We start from the raw sequence: 21,602 nt of genomic DNA on the forward strand, positions 1-21,602 counted from the left end.
CGTTAGCCGTACGGTGCCCTTCTCACGCCGTAGAGTTGCGCGCACTTCAACAGGACCGACCGATACCGATACGAGGCCCCCACCGTGCGCCGACGCTCACTCCTCATCGCCGTCCCCGCCGGACTGGTCACGCTCGCCGCATGCGGTGACGAAGACTCCGGATCGAGCAACGCCGGCGACAGCGCGACGCCCGAGGCGTCGGGCACGTCGGCACCGCCGCCGCCGAAGATCGTCGACGGTCCGCTGCCGGCGATCACCGCGGGGACGAAGTTCGACGAGAAGCCGACCGTCGCCAAGGGCAGCGGCGAGCCCTCCAAGGACCTCGCGGTCAAGACGGTCATCGCCGGAGGCGGCAAGGCCATCGCCGAGAACGACTTCGTGTCGGCGAACTACCTGGGCCAGATCTGGGAGAGCGCGAAGGTCTTCGACAACTCCTACGACCGCAAGACCCCGCTGGTCATCCAGCTCGCCCAGGGCAGCATCATCGACGGCTGGCGGTACGCGCTCACCGGCAAGAAGACCGGCAGCCGCGTCCAGTTCTCCGTGCCGCCCACCTGGGGGTACGGCGAGCAGGGCAACGAGCAGGCGGGCATCAAGGGTTCCGACACGCTGGTGTTCGTGGTCGACGTGCAGGACACCTTCAACGCCAAGAGCTCCGCCAAGGGCAAGGAAGTCCCCCAGGACGACGCCGCCCTGCCCAAGGTCGGCACCAACACCGACGGCAAGGCGCCCTCCATCGAGCTGCCGAAGGCCGACGCGCTGAAGAAGCTGGTGGCGGAGTACGTCCTCGAAGGCGACGGCGCGGAGGTCGGCGCCCAGGACAGCGTGCTCGTGCAGTACAAGGGCGTGGTCTGGGACGGCGGCAAGGAGTTCGACTCGACGTACGGCAGGAAGCAGCTGACGTCGTTCTCGCTCCAGCAGGTCGTCAAGGGCTGGTCGCAGGGCCTGACCGGCAAGAAGGTCGGCAGCCGCGTCCTCATCGTCATCCCGCCGGACCTGGGGTACGGCGACAGCCCGCCGGAGGGCAGTGGCATCGAGAAGGACTCCACGCTGGTCTTCTCCGTCGACATCCTGGCGAAGATGTGACGCCTCGGAGATGTAAGACTTGGGACGTTGCCTTTCCGCAGACAAGCAGGAGCTGAACACGTGAGCATCGACAAGCCCGAGGTCGACTTCCCGGGCGGCGAGCCCCCGGCGGACCTCGAGATCAAGGACATCTGGGAGGGCGACGGACCGGTTGCGCAGGCCGGTCAGACCGTGACCGTCCACTACGTGGGCGTGACCTTCAGCACGGGCGAGGAGTTCGACGCCAGCTGGAACCGCGGTGCTCCGTTCCGCTTCCCGCTCGGTGGCGGCCGCGTCATCGCGGGCTGGGACCAGGGCGTGCAGGGCATGAAGGTCGGCGGCCGTCGCCAGCTGACCATCCCGGCCCACCTCGCCTACGGCAACCAGAGCCCGACCCCGGCGATCCCGCCCGGCTCGACGCTGATCTTCGTGGTCGATCTGCTCGGAGTCTGATCGACGTTCGAACGGACGCGATCAGAGCCGGTCATCCGGGGTCCATGCCTGTCCGGGCATGGACCCTCGGCTTTTGCCGGGCCACCGCGGAGCGGTACGGTCATCCGTCGTAAGCACCATAGGGAGAAGGGCGTCGATGGCCATTGCCAAGGCCGAGCGGCTGATGAACCTGGCGCTGTGTCTGCTCGGGACGCGGCGGCCACTCAGCAAGCGCGAGCTGCGCGACTCCATCGAGGCTTATGTCGAGGCCTCCAGGCCCGGGCAGGGCGCGGCGGGCTCCGACGACTCCTTCAACCGCATGTTCGAGCGGGACAAGGACGACCTGCGGGAACTCGGTCTCGTCATCGAGACCGTCGAGAGCCTCGACGGCGAGGTCGGCTACCTGGCCCGCCGCGACAGCAACCGCCTGCCCCCGATCACCCTGGACGCCGAGGAGGCCGCCGCGCTCGGGCTCGCCGCCAAGGTGTGGCAGCAGGCCCGGCTGGCCGGTGCCGCGAGCGGCGCGCTGCAGAAGCTGCGCGCGGCGGGGCTGCCGGAGGACGTCGACCCGTACGAGGCGCACAGTGCGCTGGAGCCGCGCATCCCCGTGCACGAGGCCGCGTTCGAGCCGCTGATGCTGGCCTGCCGCGACCGCCGGCCGGTCGTCTTCGACTACCGCAAGGCCAACGCCGCCCAGCCCGAGCCCCGGCACGTGGAGCCCTGGGCGCTGGAGTGCTGGCGCGGGCACTGGTACCTGGCCGGCTTCGACCGCGACCGCGGTGCCGAGCGGGTCTTCCGGCTGTCCCGGATCACGGGCCGGGTGCGCTCGCGCGGCGCGCGGTTCACCGCACCCGTCCCCGACGTCGTCACCGTCCGTGAGACGGTCGCGAGCTGGGCGGGGGAGACCGCCGACCGCTCCGCCCTGATCCGGCTGCGTACGGGGGCGGGATACCCCCTCAGGGCGAAGGCCACCGGGGTCCGGGAACTCGATGGCGGCTGGGACGAGTTGGAGATTCCGTACGGGCACGGCCTGGACGCCTGGCTGGTTGAGTTCGGGCCGGACGTGGTGGTGCTGGAGCCCGCGGAGTTGCGTGCGGACGTGGTGGACCGGCTGCGTGCCGTCGCCAAGGGCTGAGGGGGAACGGACAACACAGTGGCAGGCAAACCGGTCAGGCCAGTGAACGCCATCGACCAGACCCGACGGATGCTGTCCCTGGTGACGTATCTGCGGGAGCGCCCCGGCGCCCGGGTCGAGGACGTCGCGCGCGCCTTCGGCATCACCGAGGACGAGCTGGTCTCCGACCTCGACGTGCTGCCCATGTGCGGCACCAGCTTCCGCGGCGGCGATCTGCTCGACATCGACACCGACGGCGAGCGCATCTGGTGGCACAACCCGGCCGCCCTCGGCGCGGACGCCGCCGAGCCGCTGCGGCTGGCCGCCGACGAGGCCACCGCGCTGCTCGTCGCGGCCCGGGCCGTGGCGACCCTGCCCGGCCTGCGGGAGAGCGACCGGCAGGCGCTGCTGCGGGCGACCGCCAAGGTGGAGACCTCGGCCGGCGAGGCCGCGGGCGCCAGTTCCCGCCTCTCCGTCACCTTCGAGTCCGAGGGCGGCGTCTTCGCCGACGTCGACCGGGCGATCTCGGAGCGCCGCCGGCTGTGGATCCGCTACTACTCACCGGCCCGCGACGAGGTCACCGAGCGCGAGATCGACCCCATCCGCCTGGTCAGCGTCGGGCACACGTACGTGGAGGCCTGGTGCCGCCGCTCCGAGGCGCGGCGCACCTTCCGGCTCGACCGGGTCGCCGAGATCCGCATCCTGGACGAGCCGTCCGCGCCGCCCGAGGTGGAACTGCGGGACCTGTCGGAGGGGCTGGTGCAGCCCGCCGCCGAGGATCCTGAGGTCGTCGTGGAGGTCGGCCCGGGCGGGCGCTGGGTCGCCGAGTACTACCCGCACGACAGCGCGGACGAGCTCGCCGACGGCGGGCTGCGCATCACGCTGCGCACCCCCGACCCCGCGTCCCTGCGGCGGCTGGCGCTGCGGCTCGGGCGGGACGGCCGCATCGTCTCCCCGCCCGAGCTCGCCGACAGTGCCCGGCGGGCGGCCCGCGAGGCGCTGGCGGCGTACGACGGCATCGAGGCGCGCGGGGTGCACGGGGGGCCGGACGAGGGACGGCACGGGCACGACAGGCAGGAGCGAGGACTGTGAGCGAGTCCGTGGGGCCAGGTGCGCCGGGCATGACGGCGGCGTCCGCGTTCGCCGGCATGAGACGCGTGTCTCCGGTGGTGTTCAAGGCGGGCTGCCCGGACTGCCGGGGCCGCTTCGAGCTCGCCGCGAGCGCCCTGCGGCTCGCCATCGGCGCCACGAGCCGCACCACGTTCTACTCGTTCACCTGCCCCGAGTGCGGGTCCGCCGTGCGCAAGCCGGCGGGGGAGCGGGTCGTGGAGCTGCTCACCGGCGGCGGGGTCAGCACCCTGCGGCTGCACTCCACCGTCTAGGCTCGGCGTCATGTTCTGGCCGATGTTCGCGGTTGCCGTGGGTTTTCTGGGTCTCGCCGTTCTCGCGGTGTTCGCCGTGAAGGTGTTCGTGGAGGCACAGCGCCTGGGCCGGCAGGTGACGGACTCCGCCGACCGGATCAGCCGGGCGGCGGAGGACCTGGAGCGGGCGACCGGGAGCGCCGCACGCGCCGTGGACGCCCTGTGAACAGCTGAACGCCGCCGCGGACCGTCCCGAGTGACCCGACGGACTCGTGTGAGTTGCGTTTTGGGGCACTTCGCCCTGTCACCCCACAGGCCCCTGAAGGTACGCTGCTGGTCGCGGCCCGGAAAACGAGGCCCGGTCGCGGACGGGAGTACGCACGGGGATTGCCTCACGTTTACCCCTGAGCGTTACGATCGCTGCACAAGACGATCGATCGGACACATGTCCGACCGGTCGGACAGCATCCCCACCCAGCCGCCTCGGTGAGAAGGTAAAGACTTATGTTCGGAAGGCTCGGAGCCCCCGAGATCATTCTCATCCTCGTCGTCATCATCCTGCTGTTCGGCGCGAAGAAGCTTCCGGACATGGCGCGCTCGCTCGGCAAGTCGGCGCGCATCCTCAAGAGCGAGGCCAAGGCGATGAAGAGCGAGAGCAAGTCCGACGACTCCGCTCCCGCCGACCCGCCGAACCCCGAGCAGGCCGCGGCGAAGCGCACCATCCAGGCCGCCCCCGGCGACGTGACCAGCTCCCGTCCGGTCACCGAGCCGACGGACACGACCAAGCGCTGACGCAGGGCCGGTGACCTCCGGCCCGCCGCACGAGATGGGAACGTGGGTTGCTGAAGCCTGCCCGCAACATGGAGAAGGATCCCGAGGGGCGGATGCCCCTCGCGGAGCACCTTCGTGAGCTCCGCAACCGGCTCGCGAAGGCGCTGCTGGCCATCGTCGCCGTCACGGTCGTCGCCGCCTTCTTCTACGAGGAGATCATCAACGTCCTCACGGAGCCGATCCTCGAGTCGATCGGCTGTGAGAAGTCGTTCGCGGAGCTGGCCCAGTCGGAGGCCGGCTCGGAGCCGTGCGCGCAGATCACCCTCAACGGTCTGCTCGGCCCCTTCACCCTGGCTCTGAAGGTGTCCCTGACGGCCGGCATCGTGCTGGCCTCCCCGGTCTGGCTCTACCAGCTGTGGGCGTTCGTCGCCCCGGGCCTGCACAAGAGCGAGAAGAAGTACGCCTACGCGTTCGTCGCCACCGGCGCGCCGCTCTTCCTCATCGGTGCCTACTTCGCCTACGCGGTGCTGCCCACCTCGGCGAAGGTGCTGATCGAGTTCACGCCGAGCAACGTCGACAACCTGCTGCCGCTGGACGAGCTGCTCGACCTTGTCACCCGCATGGTGATCGTCTTCGGTCTCTCCTTCGAGCTGCCCCTGCTGCTGGTCATGCTCAATCTCACCGGAGTGCTGACCGGCAAGCGGATGCTCGGCTGGTGGCGCGCCATGATCATGGGCATCACGCTGTTCGCGGCCATCGCCACGCCGAGCACCGACCCCCTGACGATGGTCATGCTGGCCGGGCCGATCTGGGTGCTGTACTTCGCCGCGGTCACCATCTCCCTGCTGAACGACCGCCGAAGGGCCCGTCGCGAGGCACTGGAGCCCGACGACGACGAGGCGTCCGAGCTGGACCTCACGCCCGACGCCATCGGCGAGATCGAACCCGTCACCACGGCCCGCGCGCTGCCCGAGCAGACGACGAAGGACCGGGTCAACGGCTACGACGACGTGACCTGAGGACCGGCGGGGCGGCGGAAGCTCCACACGATCCCGCACGGGACCGATCCCGATAATGATCGTCCTGTTGTCAGTGCGGCCCGGTACGCTCGAAAGCACGATGACAGAGGATCTCTCACCGGCCGAGCGGTACGCGGCAGCCCGCCAGCGCGCTGTCGAGCAGGCCACCGCGCTCGCCTCCTTCCGCGAGATGTACGACTTCGGCCTCGACCCCTTCCAGATCGAGGCCTGCCAGGCACTCGAGGCGGGCAAGGGCGTGCTGGTGGCCGCGCCCACCGGCTCCGGCAAGACGATCGTCGGCGAGTTCGCCGTCCACCTCGCCCTCCAACAGGGCAAGAAGTGCTTCTACACGACGCCCATCAAGGCGCTGTCGAACCAGAAGTACGCAGACCTGTGCCGCCGCTACGGCGCGGACAAGGTGGGCCTGCTCACCGGCGACAACAGCGTGAACTCCGACGCCCCGGTGGTCGTGATGACCACCGAGGTCCTGCGGAACATGCTGTACGCCGGCTCCCAGACCCTCCTCGGCCTCGGCTACGTGGTCATGGACGAGGTGCACTACCTCTCCGACCGCTTCCGCGGCGCCGTGTGGGAGGAGGTGATCATCCACCTCCCCGAATCCGTGACCCTGGTGTCACTGTCGGCCACCGTGTCGAACGCGGAGGAGTTCGGCGACTGGCTCGACACCGTGCGCGGCCACACCGAGGTGATCGTCTCCGAGCACCGGCCGGTGCCGCTGTTCCAGCACGTGCTGGCCGGGCGCCGGATGTACGACCTGTTCGAGGAGGGCGAGGGCCAGAAGAAGGCCGTCAACCCCGACCTCACGCGCATGGCGCGCCTGGAGGCGAGCCGCCCGTCCTACCAGGACCGCAGACGCGGCCGTGCCATGAAGGAGGCCGACCGGGAGCGCGAGCGCCGGCAGCGCTCCCGCGTCTGGACGCCGGGCCGGCCCGAGGTCATCGAGCGCCTGGACTCCGAGGGGCTGCTGCCCGCGATCACCTTCATCTTCAGCCGCGCCGCCTGCGAGGCCGCCGTCCAGCAGTGCCTGTACGCGGGCCTCAGGCTCAACGACGAGGACGCGCGGGAGCGGGTGCGCTCCCTGGTCGAGGAGCGCACGTCCTCCATCCCGACCGAGGACCTGCACGTCCTGGGCTACTACGAGTGGCTGGAGGGCCTGGAGCGCGGCATCGCCGCCCACCACGCGGGCATGCTGCCGACGTTCAAGGAGGTCGTCGAGGAGCTCTTCGTACGCGGACTGGTCAAGGCCGTCTTCGCGACCGAGACCCTCGCCCTCGGCATCAACATGCCCGCCCGCTCGGTGGTGCTGGAGAAGCTCGTCAAGTGGAACGGCGAGCAGCACGCCGACATCACCCCCGGCGAGTACACCCAGCTCACCGGCCGGGCCGGCCGGCGCGGCATCGACGTCGAGGGCCACGCCGTGGTGCTGTGGCAGCGCGGCATGAACCCCGAGCACCTCGCGGGACTGGCCGGTACGCGCACGTACCCGCTGCGCTCCAGCTTCAGGCCGTCGTACAACATGGCGGTCAACCTGGTCGAGCAGTTCGGCCGGCACCGTTCGCGGGAGCTGCTGGAGACCTCCTTCGCGCAGTTCCAGGCGGACAAGTCGGTCGTCGGCATCTCCCGGCAGGTGCAGCGCAACGAGGAGGGGCTGGAGGGCTACCAGGCCTCCATGACCTGCCACCTCGGCGACTTCGAGGAGTACGCGCGGCTGCGCCGCGAGCTGAAGGACCGGGAGACCGAGCTGGCCCGGCAGGGCGCCAACCAGCGCCGCGCCGAGGCCGCCGTGGCCCTGGAGAAGCTGAAGCCGGGCGACGTCATCCACGTGCCGACCGGCAAGTACGCGGGCCTGGCCCTGGTGCTGGACCCGGGCCTGCCCGCCGGCCGGTCCAACGGCCACCGCGGCTTCGAGCACCACGACGGGCCCCGCCCGCTGGTGCTGACCGCCGAACGGCAGGTCAAACGGTTGGCGTCGATGGACTTCCCGGTGCCGGTCGAGGCGCTGGAGCGGATGCGCGTCCCGAAGACCTTCAACCCGCGCTCACCCCAGTCCCGCCGTGACCTCGCCTCCGCGCTGCGCACCAAGGCCGGGCACATCCCGCCGGAGCGGGCCCGCAAGAAGCGCTCGCAGGCCGCCGACGACCGGGAGATCGCCCGGCTGCGCAAGGACATCCGCGCCCACCCCTGCCACGGCTGCGACGACCGCGAGGACCACGCCCGCTGGGCCGAGCGCTACCACCGGCTGCTGCGCGACACCTCGCAGCTGGAGCGCCGGATCGAGGGCCGGACGAACACCATCGCCCGTACCTTCGACCGGATCGTCGCCCTGCTGACGGAGCTGGACTACCTGCGCGGCGACGAGGTCACCGAGCACGGCAAGCGCCTCGCCCGGCTCTACGGCGAACTGGACCTGCTCGCCAGCGAGTGCCTGCGCGAGGGCGTCTGGGAAGGCCTCTCCCCGGCCGAGCTGGCCGCCTGCGTCTCCGCGCTGGTCTTCGAGTCCCGGGCCGCCGACGACGCGATGGCGCCGAAGCTGCCCTCGGGCAAGGCCAAGGCCGCGCTCGGTGAGACGGTCCGCATCTGGGGCCGGCTCGACGCCCTGGAGGAGGACTTCCGGATCAGCCAGACCGAGGGCGTCGGCCAGCGCGAGCCCGACCTCGGCTTCGCCTGGGCCGCGTACATGTGGGCGTCCGGCAAGGGCCTCGACGAGGTGCTGCGCGAGGTGGAGATGCCCGCCGGCGACTTCGTGCGCTGGTGCAAGCAGGTCATCGACGTCCTCGGCCAGATCTCCGCCGCCGCGCCCGCCGCGGGCTCGACGGTCCCGAAGAACGCGCGCAAGGCGGTCGACGAACTGCTGCGCGGGGTGGTCGCCTACTCGTCCGTGGGCTAGCCCCCGCAGCTCGGAGGCCCGGCGGTGTTCCGCCGGGCCTCCGAGCGTTTCGAGGTGCCTTCGGCGCCTCTTTCCCTCGTCTTCCCCTCGTCCTGCCCTCGCCTTTCCCTCATCACGGTGAGTGAGTTTCGTATGTCCGGTTGCGATTACGCAATGTGTTCGAACGACTCCCCGGCGTGCAAATGGGCCCGAGACTACTCCAGTCCCAGTGCCCGTTTCAGGTGCTTGCTGAATATGACACGGCGATGATCCCCTCGGACTAAGCTCGCCCGCAGCGCACCGAGTTGAGGTGTAATCGCGCGCTTGTTCCCAATGCGCCGATGATCCCGACAACTCCCAGAGATACCCCGCTGCAAGCTCCCCCATCCCAGCCGATTCGTTTTCAGAGGGCCTACATGGTGAGTGTTGATTCCCCTCCAGGTCGCCGTGAACTTCCCTACGCGCGAACGCTGTTGCTGCCGGCCATACTGATGGCCGCGGCCACCGGGGCCGCCGTCGCCCTGGTGACGGAACCGGCCCGGCTCGCCGTCGGCCTGTGCGGTGCCGTCGCCACCCTGCTGGTGATCACCGCGGCTGCCGAAGCGGTACGCCGCGGCCGTGCGCTACGGGTCCTGCGTGCCGAGCACGCCCGTCACAGCGCGTATCTGGAACGCCGGGCCGCGAGCCACCACGAGGAGATGGTTCATCTCGGCGGCGTCGTCCTGCCCGACATCCTGGACTTCATGCGCCACGGGAGCACGCCCGAAGAGGTGATGCGCCGCCTCGCAGAGATCAATCCGGCCTACACCGAACTCGGCGAGCCGCAGCGCAAGATGATCCGGATGGTGTGCGACATCGTCGACCACCAGGACTCCATGCGCGAATCCGCCGAACGCTCCTTCGTCGACATCGCCCGCCGCGTCCAGGCGATCGTCCACCAGCAGAACAAGGAACTCCGCGAGATGGAGGAGGACCACGGGCGCAACCCCGAGGTCTTCGACGACCTCCTGCGCATCGACCACGGCACCGCCCTGATCGGCCGCCTCGCCGACTCGATCTCCGTCATCGGCGGCGGCCGGCCCGGACGCCAGTGGCCCAAGCCGGTCGCGCTCTACAGCGTGCTGCGCGGCGCCATGTCCCGGATCCTGCAGTACCGCCGGATCAAACTGGACTCCATCGCCAAGGTCAACATCAAGGGCACCGCGGTCGAGCAGGTCATCCACGCCGCGGCGGAACTCCTCGACAACGCCACCCGCTACTCGCCGCCGGGATCGAAGGTGCACGTCACCGCGACCGAGGTGCAGAGCGGTGTCTGCATCGAGATCGAGGACGCCGGCGTCAGCCTCAGTGAGGAGTCCCGTGCCCGCATCGAGGGGCTGCTGGAGCACGCCAAGCGCGGCACCGACGTGCAGGACCTCGCCCACCACCCGCGCCTGGGCCTGTCCGTCGTAGGCCGCCTGTGCACGCAGTACGGCATGGACGTGTCCCTGCGGGCCTCCGCCTATGGCGGTGTGCGGGCCATCCTCATCGTGCCCAGCAAGATGATGACCACCGAGCCCGGCGTCGGCCTCGCCCACGGCATCGGCGCCGCGTCGATCCCCCAGCCGGGCCCCGATGCCCTTCCCGGCCCCGAGCGTCCGCCCAAGAAGCGCCGCCCCACCAGCCCCCGCATCCCGGACTCGGTCCTCCTGGAAGAGGACCGTCCCGAGGTGACCGAGTGGACGGCGGGCGGCCTCCCGCAGCGCCGCAGCCGGGTCAAGATGCCGCTCAGCCAGCGCCTCGCCGAACAGGCGAAGTGGGAGCGGGAGGACGCCGAGCGCGAGGCCCGCCAGGCCGCCGAGCGCGCCCGCAACGGCTACCCGGTGGCCACAGCCCCGGAACCCGAGCCGGAGAAGGACCAGGGGCTCCCGCCGGGGCACTTCATCGGGGCCTTCTGGGAGGGCCTCAAGCAGCACTCGGGCAGCACCCAGGCCCACCAGCAGTCCAGCAGCAACGAGCCGGCCCACGCCCCGGCAGACGACGAGGGGAACCTCAAGTGATCGAGCAGCAAGGCAAGTTCGACTGGATGCTCCAGGATCTCTACGACGGCGTCCCGGGCATCGAGATGATCGTGGTGCTCTCCGCCGACGGCCTGCGCATCGCCCGCTACTCCGGGGACCCGGACGCCGCCGACCGGGTCGCCGCGGCCTGCGCGGGCCTGCAGAGCCTGGCGAGTGCCGTCAGCCAGGAGATCCCGACCAGCGACGGCGACATGAAGATGGTCCTCATCGAGATGAACGGCGGCTACTTCTACCTGATGGCCGCCGGGCCCAACGCCTACCTGGCCGTGCTCTCCGACGTCTGCTGCGAGCCCGGCCGGATGGGTCTCAGCATGGCCGATCTGGTCGCCCGTATCGGACCCCATCTCACCAGTCCCGCCCGGCGCAGCGGGCAGACCGTATGACTCCTCCCCAGCGCCAGAGGCGATCTCCCGGGCAGGAGCCGTCCGCCACGACTCCCTCTGCCGAACCGGCCCGCAAGGACGACGGGACCCCCAACCCCGAGCGGCTGTTCGTCATCGGCGGGGAAGGCGGCGGTGAGCGCGCCGACATCGACCTGGTCACCCTGATCGTGGCCCGCGCCGACCCGCCGGCGTCCGCCACACCGGAACAGGCCGCCCTGCTGCGGCTGTGCGCCGCACCCCTGTCCGCAGCCGAGCTGTCGGCCTACCTGAGCCTGCCGTTCAGTGTGGTGACCGTGCTGCTCACCGACCTGCTGGCGGCGGAACTGGTGCACGCCCGCGCCCCGGTCGTCCGCCAGCAGGTCGCCGACCGAAACCTCCTCGAAGCGGTGATGCATGGACTTCAAAAGCTCTGACACGATCCCGGGCCCACGGACCGAGGACCGGCTGCCGCACACGGCCGAGGCGGCCGTGAAAATCGTCATCGTGGGCGGCTTCGGGGTCGGCAAGACCACCATGGTCGGCTCGGTCAGCGAGATCAGACCGCTGACCACCGAGGAGACCATGACCCAGGCCGGCATCGGGGTCGACGACAACTTCGGTTCCGCCTCCAAGACGGCCACCACCGTGGCCATGGACTTCGGCCGCATCAGCATCACCGACCAACTGGTGCTGTACCTCTTCGGCACCCCCGGCCAGGAGCGCTTCTGGTTCCTGTGGAACGGCCTGTTCGAGGGCGCGCTCGGCGCGGTGGTACTCGTCGACACCCGCCGCCTGGACGTCAGCTTCGACGTCATGGGGCGCTTGGAGGAGCGCGGTGTGCCGTTCGTGGTCGCCGTCAACACCTTCCCCGACGCGCCCCGTTACCCCGTCGAGGAACTGCGGGCCGCGCTCGACCTGACCGAGGAGATCCCCATCCTCGACTGCGACGTGCGGCGCCGGGCCTCCAGCCGGGACGTCCTGCTGACACTGACGCGCTTCCTGCACTCCATCGCCATGAAGGGCGCGCTCAGCTGACCCGGCGCGGCCGACCGATCTCCTTGAACCCGCGAACCCACACCCCTGACCCACACTTCTGTTGCGGAGCGACACTGTGACGCCTGAACGCCACTCCCTGACCGGAACGGGCGACCCCCTGCTCGAACCGCCGCCCGGCTGCCCCGCGCACGGCCTCGGACCGGGCGGTCTGCACCGGCTGCACCAGGCGGACGACCTGGAAGAGCTGTACGAGAAGCTGCGCGAGCAGCACGGACCGGTGGCGCCGGCGCTGCTCCACGACGACGTACCGATGTGGGTGGTCCTCGGACACGCCGAGAACCTGCACATGGTGAGCACGCCCGCACAGTTCTGCCGCGACAGCCGTATCTGGACGCCGCTCAACGAGGGCATGGTCAAGCCCGACCACCCGCTGATGCCGCACATCGCCTGGCAGCCCATCTGCTCCCACGCCGAGGGAGACGAGCACAAGCGGTTGCGCGGCGCGGTCACCAGCGCCATGTCCGACATCGACTACCGCGAACTGCGCCGCCACATCAAGCGGTACACCCAGCGCCACGTCAACCGGTTCTGCGAGGAGGGCCGCGCCGACCTCGTCGGCCAGTTCGCCGAGCACCTGCCGATGGGCGTGATGTGCCACCTCCTCGGCATGCCGGACGAGTACAACGACCGGATGGTGGAGGCCGCCCGCGACACGCTCAAGGGCACCGAGACGGCGATCGCCAGCCACGCCTACGTCATGGACGCCCTGGACCGCCTCACCACCACCCGCCGGGCCAACCCGGAGGACGACATCGCCGGCCGCCTCGTCACCCACCCGGCCGGGCTCAGCGACGACGAGGTCAGGGAGCACCTGCGGGTGGTCCTGCTGGCCGCCTACGAGGCGACCGTCAACCTCATCGGCAACGTGCTGCGCGTGGTGCTCACCGACCCGGGCTTCCGCGCCCAGCTCAGCGGCGGCCAGATGACGGTGCCCGAGGCGGTCGAGCAGTCTCTGTGGGACGAGCCGCCGTTCAGTACCGTCTTCGCCTACTTCGCCAAGCAGGAGACCGAACTGGGCGGTCAGCGCATCCGCGCGGGCGACGGCCTGCTGCTCGGCATCGCGCCGGGCAACGTCGACCCGCGCATCCGTCCCGACCTGGACGCGAGCATGCAGGGCAACCGTGCCCACCTCGCCTTCGGCGGCGGCCCGCACGAGTGCCCCGGCCAGGACATCGGGCGTGCCATCGCCGACGCCGGGATCGACGCGCTGCTGATGCGGCTGCCGGACGTCCAGCTCGCCGTCGACGAGGACGAACTGCGCTGGCGGTCGTCGATCGCGTCCCGGCACCTGGTGGAGCTGCCGGTGTACTTCGAGCCCAAGGCGCAGCAGGACATCAGGCAGGAGCCGAGCCACGCCCCCGCCCCGGAGCGGCGCACCGCCTGGCACGTCGGCATCCCCCGGCCGGAACAGCGGCCCGAGCCGCAGGTCCGGTCGCACCCGCCGGTGTCGGTGCCGGCCGCGCAGCCCCAGCCGGTGCCGGAGCAGCCACGCCCCCGTGGTGCCTGGCAGCGCTTCCTGCTCTGGTGGCGCGGCTACTGACGGCCGACGGCCCAGTCCTCGTACGCCGTCCAGGCGCCGAGGGACCGTCCGCTGCGGAAGCGGTGCTCCCGCCCCGTGACCGGATCGGTGAACCCCAGCTCCCGCGCCAGCAGTTGCAGCGGGCGCCGGAAGTCGCCGGCCGGCACGGGGGCGGTCACCTCGGGGTAGAGGGGATCGCCGAGGATCGGCACGCCGAGCGCGGTCATGTGGACGCGCAGCTGGTGGGTCTGGCCGGTGCCGGGCACCAGCCGGTACCGGCCCAGCTCGCGCTCCGGGCCCGGGCGGCGCTCGATCAGCTCGACGCGGCTCACGGCGTTCGGCGCGCCCTCGATCTCCTGGGCGGCCAGCACCCCGCGTTCCTTGAGGATCCGGCTGCGCACGGTCCGGGGGAGGACGAGCTCAGGATCGTACGGGGCGACGGCCTCGTACTTCTTGCGCACCAGCCGGTCGCGGAACAAGCCCTGGTACGCGCCGCGCTCCTCGGGGCGCACCGTGAACAGGACCAGCCCGGCGGTGAGCCGGTCCAGGCGGTGAGCGGCGCCGAGCGCCGGGATGTCCAGCTCCCGGCGCAGCCGTGCCAGCGCGGTCTCGGTGACGTGGCCGCCGCGCGGGGTGGTGGCCAGGAAGTGCGGCTTGTCGGCGACGACGATGTGCTCGTCGCGGTACACGATCTCCAGCGGGAAGGGCACCGGTACCTCGGCGGGCAGCTCGCGGTGGAACCACACGAACATGCCGGGCTCGTACGGCGCGTCTTCCGGTACGGCCCGTCCGTCCACCCCGACGAACAGCCCGGCGTCGAACATGCCGTCGACCACGTCGGTGCCCGCGCGGGCCAGCCGCTCCGTCAGGTGTTCCCGCACGGTGGACCACGGCCCGTCGGCGGGCAGCCGCACCCGCACCGCGTCGATCCCGTCGCGCTGCGGGAGCGGCGAGGGTGGGGGAGGGGTCCGGCGTCTCATCGCCTGCCAGCGTACGAGGCGGTGGCCGGTGCCGGAAAACCGCTGGGCCGCCGAACGGCGGAGTTGGCAGGATGCGGCCCATGCCCCACCTGACGCGCCCGGTCCTTCCCGCGGGTTCTCTCTCCCGTACGCCGCAGCCCACATTCCCCACCGGCGACGGGCTGGTGCTGCGCCCCTGGCGCACCGAGGACGCGCCCGCCGTGCACGCGGCCTTCCAGGACCCGGTGATGCACCAGTGGCACATCCGCGCCGCCGACTCCGAGGAGGAGGTGCGCGGTTGGATCACCGAGTGGCAGCAGGGCTGGGCCGATGAGCGCAACGTCCAGTGGGCCGTCGCCGACGAGGGAGACGACCGGCTCCTGGGCAGGGTCGCCCTCCGCGAGGTCATGCTCGGCGACGGGGTGGCCGAGGTCGCCTACTGGACCACGGCGGCGGCTCGCGGCCGGGGCGTCGCCGCCCGCGCCACGAACGCGCTCGCCCGCTGGGCCCTGGACGAGATCGGCTTCCAGCGACTGGGACTCTCCCACTCCGTCGCCAACGAGGCCTCCTGCCGGGTCGCCCTCAAGGCACGCTTCGCCCCGGAGGGCACCAAGCGCAGCGCCCTCCTCCACTCCGACGGCTGGCACGACATGCACCTGCACGCACGCGTACGCGGCGACTGAGCCGCGCCCTCGCCGGCCCGATGCGGGCGGCACGCAGTGGGTGTGGCGGCGCCGAGGCGGCGCTGCGCGCTGTACGCGGGGAGCGCGGCGGCCCGGGCCGGCGGCACATCGCGCCGCCCGGTGCGCGGTCGTGGCCGCGCCGTGCACGGAGTGCCGGGGCGGGGCGCGCCATGGCCGGCCCAGTGCGCGGAGTCCCGCGGCGTGACCGGTGTGGCGAGGTGCCGTGGGCCCGCTGTGCGCGATGCCGCGCGGGTGTGTGCGGCGGGTGGACCGAGGTGCGGGCTCGGTCACGCGGCCGGTGGGTGGTGCGGTGCGTGGGGTGGGTGGCCGTGCGGCGCCATGTCCCGTGTGGCGGTGCGCCGGCCGGGGTGTGCACTGAACGGGGCGGTGGCCGCGGGCCCAGTCACGCGGCCGGGGCGGTGCTCTCCTGTTCTGCTTCGATGCGTGCGTTCCACTCCCGCTTCGAGGCCTGCCAGCCGTCCTCGTTGTGGCCGAGGCGCCAGTACCCGGAGATGGAGAGGTCCTCGCGGGGGATCTCGCGTTCCACCCGGAGGAGCCCCCGCAGTTCCTTCACGCAGGCCGCCTCGCCGTGCACGAAGGCGTGCACCCGGCCCTCGGGGAAGTCCAGGCCGCGCAGGGCCTCGACCAGGGCCCGGCCCACCGGACGGCCGCCGCGGTGCAGCCAGACGACCTCCACGTCGGAGTCGATCTTCTGCTCCTCCTCGGGCCCGTCGACCTCGATGAAGGCGAAGGCGCGGGCGCCGTCGGGCAGGGCCTCCAGGGACCGGGCGATGGCGGGCAGCGCGCTCTCGTCACCGGCGAGCAGGTGCCAGTCGGCGGCGGGGTCGGGGGCGTAGGCGCCGCCGGGGCCCATGAAGCGGACGGTCTCGCCCGGCTGGACACGCTTCGCCCAGGGGCCGGCCAGACCCTCGTCGCCGTGGATCACGAAGTCCAGGGTCAGCTCCCGGAGCTCGGCGTCCCAGTGCCGCACCGTGTACGTGCGGGTCACCGGCCACTGGTCGCGGGGGAACTCCTCGCGGATCCGTTCCATGTCGAAGGGCTCCGGGTAGGTCGCGCCCCCGGCGGGGAACAGCAGCTTCACGTAGTGGTCGGTGCAGGTGTCCGCCGGCAGCCCGGCGAGTTCCTCACCGCCGAGCACCACACGCTGCATGTGCGGTGTCAGCCGCTCGGTGCGGACGACCTGTGCGGTGTGCGGCTTGCGCGGCTTGCGTCCCGGACGGTCTGCCATGTCGGCCTCCCTGCTCCCTGCGTGAGGGTTCCCTGACTTAGGTATACCTAAGTTAGCATCCTCGTGTGCGCCAAGTACGGCTTCCCCTCGGCAGGGCTCCGATGCGCCGCGCGAACAAAGCCCGCCCGGGCCGCACGGCTCAGGCGGTGAGCGTCGCCAGCAGCCGCTGCAGTGATCCGCCCAGACCCCAGCGGGCCGCCAGTCCGTCCAGCGTCGCGGTGTCGCGCGGGGCGTGCGGCAGCGCGGTGCCGACGTCCGGCAGCGGGACGTCGTCGGCCACCCGGACGACCTTCGGGGCGACCGCGAGGTACGGCGCGGCCTCGGTCAGCCGCTTGCGCTGCGAGGGCGTGAGCTTCGCCCGCGGGTCGTCGACGGCGGCCAGGATCCCGGCCAGGTCCCCGAACTCGGCGAGCAGCTTGGCCGCCGTCTTCTCGCCGATGCCCGCCACGCCCGGCAGGCCGTCGCTCGGGTCGCCCCGCAGCAGCGCCAGATCGGCGTACCCGCGGCCGTCGACGCCGTACTTCTCGCGCAGTGCCGCCTCGTCGGTGAGGGCGAGGGTGCCGACGCCCTTGATCGGATAGAGGACGCGCACGCCACGGGCGTCGTCGACGAGCTGGTAGAGGTCCCGGTCGCCGGTGACGATGTCGACCGGGCCCGTCGCCCGCGCCGTGTACGTGCCGATGACGTCGTCCGCCTCGTACCCGGCCACGCCGACGCGGGCGATGCCGAGCGCGTCGAGGACGGCCTCGATGACCGGCACCTGCGGGGAGAGCGTGTCGGGCACCTCCTCGGTGTCCGGGCCCGCCGGGCGCTCCTCGGCGACGCGGTGCGCCTTGTAGGAGGGGATCAGCTCCACGCGCCAGTGCGGGCGCCAGTCGGCGTCCATGCAGGCGACGAGGTGGTCGGGCCGGTGGTCCTTCACCAGGCGGTCGATGAAGTCGAGGAGTCCGCGCACGGCGTTCACCGGCGTGCCGTCGGGGGCCTTCACGGAGTCCGGCACGCCGAAGTAGGCGCGGAAGTAGAGGGAGGCGGTGTCGAGAAGCATCAGTCGTCCGGTCACGCCTCGCATCATGCCGCAGGCCGCGTGGCGAGGGGGTGGAGGATGTGTGAACTGGGTCACTCAAATGTTTGGGTCGGGGTGATCAGGGCAGGCGCGCACCCGGGTCAAAGCTGGTTGATGCATTCAACTGTTAGCGAGTCTTCGTATCCACGACTGCTCGCATCAGCGGGTCTGCGCATCGGCGAGTCTTCACGGCCCCGTCCCTGCCCCCGATGCAAGAGGTAAGCGTGTCAGCCAGGCTAGAGGCCGAAAACCTGTACAAGGTCTTCGGCAAAAAACCGGACCAGGCAGTCGAACGACTGTGCCAGGGAACCGACCGGGAGGAACTGCGCGCCGACGGCACCACGGCCGCCGTCATCGACGCGTCCTTCACCGTGGAACCCGGCGAGATCTTCGTGGTCATGGGCCTGTCCGGGTCCGGCAAGTCCACGCTCCTGCGCATGCTCAACGGTCTGTCGGAGCCGACCGCCGGGCGCGTCCGATTCGGCGGACAGGACCTGACCGAACTCAGCGACCGCGGACTGCGCGAGGTCCGCTCCAAGCAGATCAGCATGGTCTTCCAGCACTTCGCGCTCTTCCCGCACCGCAGCGTCCGTGACAACGCCGCCTACGGTCTTGAAGTGCAGGGCGTGCCCCGCGCCGAGCGCGAACGCCGCGCCGACGAGGCGCTCGCCCTGTGCGGCCTGGCCGGCTGGGAGAAGTCATGGCCCGACGAGCTGTCCGGCGGTATGCAGCAGCGCGTGGGCCTGGCCCGCGCCCTCGCCACGGACGCCGACCTGCTGCTGATGGACGAGTCCTTCAGCGCCCTCGACCCGCTGATCCGCCGCGACATGCAGGACCAGCTGCTCGACCTGCAGAAGACCCTGAAGAAGACCATCGTCTTCATCACCCACGACCTGAACGAGGCCATGCGCCTGGGCGACCGCATCGCCGTGATGCGCGACGGCCGGATCGTGCAGATAGGCACCGCGCAGGACATCCTGATACGCCCCGCCAACGAGTACGTCGCCTCCTTCACCCGGGACGTCGACCGCTCCCGGGTGCTCACCGCGGCCTCCGTCATGGAGACGGAGCTGAGCGGCGACGAGGCCGACTGCGGCTGCGAGACCGCCACGCCCGATACGTCGTTCGCGGAGCTGTGCGCGATCAGCGCCCGCGTGTCCCACTCGGTGGCGGTGCTCGACGCCGACCGCCGGCTCGTCGGCGTCGTCCCGGCCCGGCGGCTCGTCGGCTTCCTCGGCGACGACGAGGACACGGTCCCCGGTGTCTGCGACACCCCGCGGGACAAGGGCGGCGAGAAGGTGATGTCCCGTGCCTAGAATTCATTTTGGCGACTGGGTCAACAGCACTGTCGACTGGCTGCTCAACAACGTCTCCTGGCTCTTCGGCTTCCTCGAGACCGTCTTCACCGGCGCCTACGACGGCATCAACGCCGTCCTCCAGGCCCCCGAGCCGCTGCTGCTCGTCGGCATCTTCGCCGTGCTGGCCTTCTGGCTGCGCGGCACCTTCGCCGGTGTCCTCTCCTTCGCGGGATTCGCCTTCATCGAGTCCCTCGGTCTGTGGGAGAACGCGATGATGACGCTGGCGCTCCTGCTGGTCGCCACCATCATCGCTCTGGTCGTCTCGGTGCCGCTGGGCATCTGGGCGGCCCGGTCCGACCGGGTCAGCGGGGTCGTCCGGCCGGTGCTGGACTTCATGCAGACGCTGCCCGCGATGATCTACCTGATCCCGGCGATCCTGTTCTTCGGAACCGGTGCTCCCCCGGGCATCGTGGCCACCCTGATCTTCGCGCTCGCCCCCGGCGTGCGCATGACCGAGCTGGGCATCCGCCAGGTCGACAAGGAACTGGTCGAGGCCGCCGAGGCCTTCGGCACCACCCCCCGCAACACCCTGCTGCGGGTCCAGCTCCCGCTCGCGCTGCCCACGGTGATGGCGGGCGTCAACCAGGTCATCATGCTCGGCCTGTCCATGGCCGCCATCGCCGGCATGGTCGGCACCGGCGGCCTGGGCGGCGACGTCATGGAGTCCATCGGCCAGCTCAACGTCGGCCTCGGCGCCGAGGCCGGTGTCGCCATCGTGATCCTGGCGATCTACCTGGACCGCATGACCAGCGCGCTGGGCACGCACGTCTCACCGCTGGGCCGCCGCGCCGCGGCCAAGGCCCGCGCCGTCAAGGGCCTGAAGATCTGGTCCTACCGGCCGCAGCCGCAGGTCGCCGTGATCGGCATCGTGATCCTCGGCCTGGTGGCCGGTGGCATGGGCGTCTTCGGCGGCAAGGCCGACGACTCCCAGACGGTCGCCGGCGGCAAGAACATCGGCGAGGGCAAGAAGGTCTCCATCGGCTACATCCCCTGGGACGAGGGCGTCGCCTCCACGTTCCTGTGGAAGGAGATCCTCGAACAGCGCGGCTTCGAGGTCGAGGCCAAGCAGTTCGAGGCCGGCCCGCTCTACACCGCGCTCGCGCAGGGCAACATCGACTTCCAGACCGACTCCTGGCTGCCGACCACGCACGAGCAGTACTGGAAGAAGTACGGCAAGCAGCTCGAGGACCTCGGCTCCTGGTACGACGAGACGTCGCTGGAGCTGACCGTCCCGGCGTACATGAAGGACATCAACTCCCTCGAGGACCTCAAGGGCAAGGCCGACCTCTTCGGCGGGAAGATCACCGGCATCGAGCCCAGCGCCGGCGAGATGAACCTGCTCAAGACCAAGGTCGCCAAGGAGTACGGTCTCGACAAGGAGTACAAGGTCGTCGACAGCTCCACGCCGGCCATGCTGGCCGAGCTGAAGCGGGCCTACAGCAAGAAGGAGCCGATCGTCGTCACGCTCTGGTCTCCGCACTGGGCGTACAACGACTACGACCTGAAGAAGCTCAAGGACCCCAAGGGCGCCTGGGGCAAGGGCGACGGCGTGCACACGCTGTCGCGCAAGGGCTTCTCGGACGACAACCCGGTCGTCACCAAGTGGCTCAAGGACTTCTCGATGACCGAGAAGCAGCTCACCAGCCTCGAAGCCGAGATCAACAAGGCCGGCAAGGGCAACCAGCAGGACGCCGTCCGCACCTGGCTCAAGGCCAACCCGGGCGTCGTGGACAAGCTCGCCCCGGTCGAGGGCGGCGCCGGCGCCACTCCGGCCGAGGCGAAGCGCACGCTGGACGTCGCCTGGTTCCCCTGGGAGGAGGACGTCGCCGTCACCTACCTGTGGAAGAACGTCCTGGAGCGGCGCGGCTACAAGCTGAACCTCAAGCAGATGGACGTCGGCCCGGTCTACACCGGTCTGGCCTCCGGCGACCTGGACCTCAACTTCGACGCCTGGCTGCCGTACGCCCAGAAGAACTACTGGGACAAGCACAAGAACAATCTGACCGACCTGGGCACCTGGTACGAGCCGACCTCGCTGGAGATCGCCGTCCCCTCGTACGTGAAGGACGTCAAGTCACTCGCGGACCTCAAGGGCAAGGCCGACCTCTTCGACGGGAAGATCATCGGCATCGAGCCCGGCACCGGTCAGATGCAGCTGGTCAAGAACGAGGTCCTGCCGGGTTACGGCCTGGAGGACGAGTACGAGGTCGTCGACGGCTCCACGCCGGCGATGCTCGCCGAACTCAAGCGCGCGCTGGCCAAGAAGGAGCCGGTCGCGGTCACGCTCTGGTCACCGCACTGGGCGTACAGCGACTACGAGCTGACCAAGCTGAAGGACCCCAAGAAGGCCTTCGGCGAGGGCAACACGATCCGCACCATCTCCAGCAAGGCGTTCCCCGAGCAGTACCCGCAGCTCACCGAGTGGATCAAGGACTTCCACATGACCGAGGACGAGCTCGGCACGCTGGAGGCCGAGATCAAGGACCGCGGTCAGGGCCACGAGGAGGAAGCCGTGGCGGCCTGGCTGGAGGAGCACCCGGACATGGTCGGGCGGATGACCCCGTAGTAGCAGTAACGGCCACCCCTCGGGTCGTTCGGAGCCCGGACACGGTAGGGATTTGGACAACCACGGAGCGCCAACCCC

General features: G+C 70.7%; 20 protein-coding genes. 17 read left to right on the forward strand and 3 right to left on the reverse strand.

All coding sequences use genetic code 11. The annotated features are described in order from the left end of the window. Positions 1-84: 84 nt before the first annotated feature. The 14 genes from ACFCZF_RS12780 (at position 85) to ACFCZF_RS12845 (ending at position 13,667) form a co-directional block, all read left to right on the forward strand. The gene (locus tag ACFCZF_RS12780; protein ID WP_376671681.1) at positions 85-1,086 is read left to right on the forward strand and encodes an FKBP-type peptidyl-prolyl cis-trans isomerase; all 1,002 of its coding nucleotides are present in this window, start codon (positions 85-87) and stop codon (positions 1,084-1,086) included. Positions 1,087-1,146: 60 nt separating this feature from the next. Continuing rightward, positions 1,147-1,518 carry an FKBP-type peptidyl-prolyl cis-trans isomerase gene (locus ACFCZF_RS12785; RefSeq protein WP_375915054.1) on the forward strand — a complete coding sequence of 124 codons (372 nt, stop codon included), beginning with the start codon at positions 1,147-1,149 and terminating at the stop codon, positions 1,516-1,518. A gap of 136 nt (positions 1,519-1,654) precedes the next feature. Further along, positions 1,655-2,632, forward strand: a complete 978-nt coding sequence (locus tag ACFCZF_RS12790; RefSeq protein WP_376671682.1) for a helix-turn-helix transcriptional regulator — start codon at positions 1,655-1,657, stop codon at positions 2,630-2,632. Positions 2,633-2,650: 18 nt separating this feature from the next. After that, a complete protein-coding gene (locus tag ACFCZF_RS12795; RefSeq protein ID WP_376671683.1) occupies positions 2,651-3,703 on the forward strand; it encodes a helix-turn-helix transcriptional regulator in 1,053 nt (350 codons plus the stop codon). A 29-nt stretch (positions 3,704-3,732) separates the two neighbouring features. After that, a complete protein-coding gene (locus ACFCZF_RS12800; protein ID WP_375915152.1) occupies positions 3,733-3,993 on the forward strand; it encodes a hypothetical protein in 261 nt (86 codons plus the stop codon). A gap of 10 nt (positions 3,994-4,003) precedes the next feature. Continuing rightward, entirely contained in the window at positions 4,004-4,198 is a 195-nt protein-coding gene (locus tag ACFCZF_RS12805; protein WP_375915063.1) for a hypothetical protein, read from the forward strand. 278 nt (positions 4,199-4,476) lie between these two features. Next, complete coding sequence (gene tatA / locus ACFCZF_RS12810) at positions 4,477-4,764, forward strand: Sec-independent protein translocase subunit TatA (RefSeq protein WP_210961737.1); 288 nt, start codon at positions 4,477-4,479, stop codon at positions 4,762-4,764. A 47-nt stretch (positions 4,765-4,811) separates the two neighbouring features. Next, positions 4,812-5,762, forward strand: coding sequence for a twin-arginine translocase subunit TatC (gene tatC / locus ACFCZF_RS12815; RefSeq protein WP_375915065.1), 951 nt, complete (start codon positions 4,812-4,814; stop codon positions 5,760-5,762). Between the two features lie 55 nt (positions 5,763-5,817). Further along, positions 5,818-8,670: a DEAD/DEAH box helicase gene (locus ACFCZF_RS12820; protein ID WP_376671684.1), complete on the forward strand. Its 2,853-nt coding sequence runs from the start codon at positions 5,818-5,820 to the stop codon at positions 8,668-8,670. A 395-nt stretch (positions 8,671-9,065) separates the two neighbouring features. Then, positions 9,066-10,688, forward strand: a complete 1,623-nt coding sequence (locus ACFCZF_RS12825; RefSeq protein WP_375915071.1) for a sensor histidine kinase — start codon at positions 9,066-9,068, stop codon at positions 10,686-10,688. 26 nt (positions 10,689-10,714) lie between these two features. Beyond that, positions 10,715-11,092, forward strand: coding sequence for a roadblock/LC7 domain-containing protein (locus tag ACFCZF_RS12830; RefSeq protein WP_375915154.1), 378 nt, complete (start codon positions 10,715-10,717; stop codon positions 11,090-11,092). Then, the gene (locus ACFCZF_RS12835; RefSeq protein WP_375915074.1) at positions 11,089-11,505 is read left to right on the forward strand and encodes a DUF742 domain-containing protein; all 417 of its coding nucleotides are present in this window, start codon (positions 11,089-11,091) and stop codon (positions 11,503-11,505) included. The genes ACFCZF_RS12830 and ACFCZF_RS12835 overlap by 4 nt, the downstream gene beginning before the upstream one ends. After that, entirely contained in the window at positions 11,486-12,106 is a 621-nt protein-coding gene (locus ACFCZF_RS12840; RefSeq protein ID WP_376671685.1) for an ATP/GTP-binding protein, read from the forward strand. The genes ACFCZF_RS12835 and ACFCZF_RS12840 overlap by 20 nt, the downstream gene beginning before the upstream one ends. A 76-nt stretch (positions 12,107-12,182) precedes the next feature. Next, positions 12,183-13,667, forward strand: coding sequence for a cytochrome P450 (locus tag ACFCZF_RS12845; protein ID WP_376671686.1), 1,485 nt, complete (start codon positions 12,183-12,185; stop codon positions 13,665-13,667). Here the strand turns inward: ACFCZF_RS12845 and ACFCZF_RS12850 are convergent. Beyond that, positions 13,661-14,626: an RluA family pseudouridine synthase gene (locus ACFCZF_RS12850; protein WP_376671687.1), complete on the reverse strand. Its 966-nt coding sequence runs from the start codon at positions 14,624-14,626 to the stop codon at positions 13,661-13,663. The two genes, ACFCZF_RS12845 and ACFCZF_RS12850, sit on opposite strands and share 7 nt — an antisense overlap. Positions 14,627-14,706: 80 nt before the next feature. On the opposite strand from ACFCZF_RS12850, the gene ACFCZF_RS12855 reads away from it, so the two are divergent. Further along, the gene (locus ACFCZF_RS12855) at positions 14,707-15,288 is read left to right on the forward strand and encodes a GNAT family N-acetyltransferase (protein ID WP_376671688.1); all 582 of its coding nucleotides are present in this window, start codon (positions 14,707-14,709) and stop codon (positions 15,286-15,288) included. A gap of 403 nt (positions 15,289-15,691) precedes the next feature. Here ACFCZF_RS12855 and ACFCZF_RS12860 read toward each other — a convergent pair whose 3' ends face one another. Continuing rightward, positions 15,692-16,537, reverse strand: a complete 846-nt coding sequence (locus ACFCZF_RS12860) for a siderophore-interacting protein (protein ID WP_376671689.1) — start codon at positions 16,535-16,537, stop codon at positions 15,692-15,694. Positions 16,538-16,676: 139 nt separating this feature from the next. Further along, positions 16,677-17,582, reverse strand: a complete 906-nt coding sequence (locus tag ACFCZF_RS12865; RefSeq protein WP_376671775.1) for a 5'-3' exonuclease H3TH domain-containing protein — start codon at positions 17,580-17,582, stop codon at positions 16,677-16,679. Between the two features lie 242 nt (positions 17,583-17,824). On the opposite strand from ACFCZF_RS12865, the gene ACFCZF_RS12870 reads away from it, so the two are divergent. Both ACFCZF_RS12870 and ACFCZF_RS12875 read left to right on the forward strand, forming a co-directional pair. Next, the gene (locus tag ACFCZF_RS12870; RefSeq protein WP_376671690.1) at positions 17,825-18,916 is read left to right on the forward strand and encodes a glycine betaine/L-proline ABC transporter ATP-binding protein; all 1,092 of its coding nucleotides are present in this window, start codon (positions 17,825-17,827) and stop codon (positions 18,914-18,916) included. Beyond that, on the forward strand, positions 18,909-21,524 hold the full coding sequence (locus tag ACFCZF_RS12875) for an ABC transporter permease/substrate binding protein (protein WP_376671691.1): 2,616 nt from the start codon (positions 18,909-18,911) through the stop codon (positions 21,522-21,524). Before ACFCZF_RS12870 ends, ACFCZF_RS12875 begins: the two co-directional genes overlap by 8 nt. Positions 21,525-21,602 lie beyond the last annotated feature (78 nt).

The sequence above is a fragment of the Streptomyces sp. NPDC056296 genome, from assembly GCF_042268605.1.
GTDB lineage: Bacteria > Actinomycetota > Actinomycetes > Streptomycetales > Streptomycetaceae > Streptomyces.